We start from the raw sequence: 4,607 nt of genomic DNA, 5'->3' as shown, positions 1-4,607 counted from the left end.
AAGGTGCTAGGGTTTAGAACACCGCTTGAGGTAAAATCTAGCTTCGGGTGCGTTGCACTTCGATGTTGAATCCAAGACTTATATAGATAGAATAATCAAAAGGCGTCATGAAAATAACACTCATGGCGCTTTATCTATTCTCCTTTTAAACACATTTAAAAATGCACGTAAAAGTATGTTCGGTTCGCAATAAAATTAGCAAATTGATTAATATCGACGTGAGACTGGTATAACGATTTTAAAACGACCTACTATATGCTTGCATAATAACGAGGCTTTACCCTAATGGTTGATATGACCAACAAACGACTCTCTGTTGCGCCAATGATCGACTGGACAACGACAGATTATCGCTACTTTGCACGGCTGTTTAATCCGCACGTTTATCTTTATACCGAGATGATTAGTACTGGTGCGCTGCTCCATGGTAATCGCGCGCGGCATCTGCGCTTTGATACGCTTGAGCATCCACTGGTGCTACAGCTTGGCGGTGCCGATACTAGCGAGATGACCCAATGTGCCCAATTTGCGCAGCAGCATGGCTATGATGAGGTCAATATCAACGTCGGTTGCCCCTCTGATCGCGTCCAGCACAATAAAATTGGCGCTTGCCTCATGGCAGAGCCGCAGACGGTTGCTGATTTGGTCAAGCACATGCAGGCAGCGGTCGATATTCCGGTGACCGTTAAACATCGTATTGGTATCGACGATTTTGATAGTTATGAGTTTATGGTAGATTTTGTCGAAAAAGTCGCAGCGGCAGGTTGTACGCGCTTTATTGTTCATGCCCGTACGGCGTGGCTACAGGGCTTGAGCCCCAAGCAAAATCGCGAAATACCGCCATTACGTTATGATGATGTTTACCGTCTCAAACAAGACTTTCCAACGCTTGATATAGAAATTAACGGCGGTATCGAAACGGTTGCCGATATTAAAGCCCATTTACAGCATGTCGACGGCGTGATGATTGGTCGGGCGTTTTATCACAATCCGTACCTAATGGCAGAAGCCAACAGTTTATGGGGCGCGCCGATTCCTAAGCGCTCGGATATTTTGGCACAATTGTACCCTTATCTAGAAAAACAAATCGCTAAAGGTGAAGCACTACCAACGATGACACGGCATTATTTAGGGTTGTTTCAAGGCTTAACAGGTGCGCGCAAGTGGCGACAGGCATTGAGCGGTAAACCGCAGCTAACAATTGATGATATTAAACGAGCCGCTGAAGAAGTCTTAGCCTTAAATCCAAATGCTTAGTCATCAATCACTATAAACATAAAATAACAGCTAATGGGGGCATAGCTAGTTGATAAAGACATTCATCAATTAGCTATTTGACGTTTATATATAAACCTTTAACTAATTTCCGCTAAATACTGCGCCATCGCGGCGCCATTATTAATAATATGTAGCAGCATCGGTAATAGTAGCGAGCCTGATTTGATACGCGCGTAGCAAAATATCAATGCCAATACCACAATGGTGCCGATTTCATAAATACCATATTGCAAGTGAATTACCGCAAATATCACGCTGGTCACTAGGCTTGCAACTAATGCGCCGCGATGCTCTGCGTTAGGTACGTTTGAGAACTGCTCAGCAATAGCCGACCATAACAATCCACGAAATATAAGCTCTTCATAAATCGGCGCGACAATCACCATGGCAAATATCAATAACCAGACTGAGCTGACAGACTGATATAAAGGGTCGACGAAGACCAACGGTGATTCATTGAGTAGGTAAGTTAACGCTTGACTACCAATCATAAATATCAGCAATAACCCTAACATACCGATGCCAACCGACCATGAAAACGGCTTGAGCGCTAGATACTGTTTTACATTGCCGCCCCTCACCCGAATCAATAAAACGCTGACTGCCACCAGTAAGATACAGCCAATAATGATAGAAAGACTAACCACCGTACCATCATTACTACCAAAAAAGAAAATATCGCCCATAGTGGCATTCTTAGTAGCGGGCAATACCATTTTGCCTGCAATATAGACGCCGATTAATTGACTGATAAAGAACGTCACTACCATGCCTATGACTAACAGCAATGCACCCAAGCTTGAAAATAGCGGCGCAGGTTTAGATGATGTGGTCTTAATAGATACGGTGGTCGCTTTTTTTAGCATAAATCGTCACTCAAAAAAGTGTGCTAGCTGCTCACATTACATTTATCCTAACCTCGAGGATTCACAACCATCGTTTATTTTGGCAACTGCTTTTTGATAAGCTCAAGCACTTGACGCGCCACCGACTCTGGGTGCTCAAGCGGGAACATATGACCGCCGGCGTGGGTTTCATAATCGATAGTAAGGCGTGATTTGATTTGCTGCGGGAAGCGGCGCTTAAGAAAGATACTGTCTTCACCAATGATAAGCGTCACTGGCGGTTTAGGCGCACGGTTTGGGGTCAGCCAATACCATGACGGGTTGGTACGAAACACTTCGACTTCGCTAGCTTTAGGGATTGCCAAGGTTACTTTGCCGTCCGCACGCTCATGTAAACCATGCTCGATATAGCCTTGAAAACTACGCTCATCGAAATCTTTAAAAAAGCCCTTATGACGCAGCTTATCATAGGCGTCTTCGCGGCTATCCCAAACATCACGGCGATGCTTAGACACGCCCGCTGGCGACAGCTTATCCATCAAACGATTATTCATCAGCGGTAATCTATCGACGGTTTTGGCCAAATGCCAGAGCAGGCTGACTTTGCCATAAATCCATGGTGGATCCATCAGCACCGCTTGCGCAAATATCTCCGGCGCACGGTATAACGCCTGCATAGTACACATGGCACCAAGCGAATGACCGATACCCACCACCTGACTCACGCCATGCTGCTCACACGTGCGTTTAACGCTATCAATAATCTGCTGGGTCAGGCTTTGCCAATGGTTATCTACTGGATAATCGGGCGTATTACCCAGCATAGGGATATATTCAATGGTAAAAAATTCAGCAAGCGGGGCAAAAAACGGCGCATAAACGGCGCTTGGCATACCATTGGCATGGGCAAAATGAATGACAGGTTTTTGAGTTATCTTAGACTTGGGTAGTGACGCAAAGGTCTGTGGATTAATGGCACTCATGACAAGCTCTCAGTAATTTAAATAGCTGTTTATTATAATAATCGAAATTTATATACAATTAAGGCTGAGCATAATCATATACTCAGCCTTAACAATCATACACATTAAATATAAAATATAAAGCGCTTAGCGCATCTGCGCTTGACCCTCTTCTTGCGGTAACACATCAAGCTTGATACTTGAGCCAAGACCGGCGCCTAACTTAACGGCAAAGCGATCCATAAACAAGCTAAATGGGTCGGTCGGCGTATAATTGACGACGTTATCGAGCTTCAGCTTCTTCTCTAAAGTCGAAATACTGCCCTTTTTGTCAGCTAAGCCCAGCTCAATCGACTGCTCGCCGGTCCAAAACAGCCCTGAAAACAGTTTATTTTCCTCAGGATTCTTTAGACGATCGCCGCGACCTTCTTTGACCGCATTGATAAAGTGCTTATGAGTATTGTCCAAAACTTTTTCGACGTGCTGCTCTTCATAATCAGTGAGCGGACGTGACAAGCTTAAGATGTCTTTATACTCGCCTGCGGTAATGGTGCGGTCTTTAACGCCAAATTTATCCATTAAGCCTTCGATATTATAGCTTGGCATAATCACGCCAATCGAACCGACTAAGCTTGATGGATTGACATAAATCTCATCCGCAGCTGAGGCGATATAATAAGCGCCCGAAGCACCCATATCACCAATCACCGCGTAGAGTTTTTTGTCAGGATATTCTTGACGCAAATCCATCATCGTCTGCCAGATTTCATCAGACTGTACGGGTGAGCCGCCGGGCGAGTTGATGTCAAGCGCCACGGCTTTGGCATTACTGTTTTCAAAAGCGCGCGTTAAGGCCTCATTAACATCGTAAGCATTGGCGACATCACCACTACTAATCGTTCCTTGGATTTCAACCACCGCCAAATGCGGCTTACTGGTATCCACGCCTTCAAGCCCGGACGGTGTTTTAGTACTACAACCGCGACCAATGGTCAAAAATATCAATAAAATATAACCAAAGGTCAATAGCTTAAAGAAAATACTCCAGCGACGGGCGCGGCGCTGCTCAACCACACTGGCCAATAACGTATTTTCAAGCAGTCGCCACTCTTGTCCGCTCGGCTGATTTTGCTGCAGCGGCGTTGGCTGATTTGCCGAGTTGTCAGGACGTTTGTTAGGGTCTGGTGGCCAGTTGGGCATATAACTTCCTAAGTCAGAAACAATGTAAAACGATGAAAGAAATAGTGTTAGAACTTAATAAAGCAAAAAATTAATAAAACCGCAATAAAGATATTTACTTAGACAATTGCGTTTTTTAGCGCTTTGATAAAGTTGAATAAGCTACTAAGTATGGTGGCATTTCGCTCATGGTTCAATAGCAGAACTGTGAAATAGCTTGATATTATAAAGGCGACAGCTTATAGGAGCGAGGTATTTTATAAGGATATAGTAGAGCCTTTATAAAAGTGGTACAGTAGTTTTAAAATAAATGAAAAGTAAAAAGATTATGACTTATTCAGCA

General features: G+C 44.2%; 4 protein-coding genes. 1 reads left to right on the top strand and 3 read right to left on the bottom strand.

Going from position 1 to position 4,607, the window contains the following annotated elements; genetic code table 11:
- Nucleotides 1–285 precede the first annotated feature (285 nt).
- Complete coding sequence (gene dusA, locus H9653_RS12145) at nucleotides 286–1,257, top strand: tRNA dihydrouridine(20/20a) synthase DusA (protein ID WP_191692558.1); 972 nt, start codon at nucleotides 286–288, stop codon at nucleotides 1,255–1,257.
- Between the two features lie 98 nt (nucleotides 1,258–1,355).
- Here the strand turns inward: dusA and H9653_RS12140 are convergent, their stop codons facing one another.
- The 3 genes from H9653_RS12140 to sppA form a co-directional block, all read right to left on the bottom strand.
- The gene (locus H9653_RS12140; protein ID WP_225211762.1) at nucleotides 1,356–2,144 is read right to left on the bottom strand and encodes a CPBP family intramembrane glutamic endopeptidase; all 789 of its coding nucleotides are present in this window, start codon (nucleotides 2,142–2,144) and stop codon (nucleotides 1,356–1,358) included.
- 74 nt (nucleotides 2,145–2,218) lie between these two features.
- On the bottom strand, nucleotides 2,219–3,106 hold the full coding sequence (locus H9653_RS12135) for an alpha/beta fold hydrolase (RefSeq protein WP_191692557.1): 888 nt from the start codon (nucleotides 3,104–3,106) through the stop codon (nucleotides 2,219–2,221).
- A gap of 126 nt (nucleotides 3,107–3,232) precedes the next feature.
- A complete protein-coding gene (gene sppA, locus H9653_RS12130; RefSeq protein WP_191692556.1) occupies nucleotides 3,233–4,285 on the bottom strand; it encodes a signal peptide peptidase SppA in 1,053 nt (350 codons plus the stop codon).
- Nucleotides 4,286–4,607: the final 322 nt, after the last annotated feature.

Source organism: Psychrobacter communis, assembly GCF_014836505.1.
Classification (GTDB): domain Bacteria; phylum Pseudomonadota; class Gammaproteobacteria; order Pseudomonadales; family Moraxellaceae; genus Psychrobacter; species Psychrobacter faecalis.
Note: the sequence above shows the minus strand (reverse complement) of the source record. Positions and strands in the feature narration are given on the sequence as shown.

Excerpts from the sequence above, each read along its gene's own strand:
- dusA (WP_191692558.1), top strand. The coding sequence starts at position 286 with ATGGTTGATATGACCAACAAACGACTCTCTGTTGCGCCAATGATCGAC.
- H9653_RS12140 (WP_225211762.1), bottom strand. The coding sequence starts at position 2,144 with ATGCTAAAAAAAGCGACCACCGTATCTATTAAGACCACATCATCTAAA.
- H9653_RS12135 (WP_191692557.1), bottom strand. The coding sequence starts at position 3,106 with ATGAGTGCCATTAATCCACAGACCTTTGCGTCACTACCCAAGTCTAAG.
- sppA (WP_191692556.1), bottom strand. The coding sequence starts at position 4,285 with ATGCCCAACTGGCCACCAGACCCTAACAAACGTCCTGACAACTCGGCA.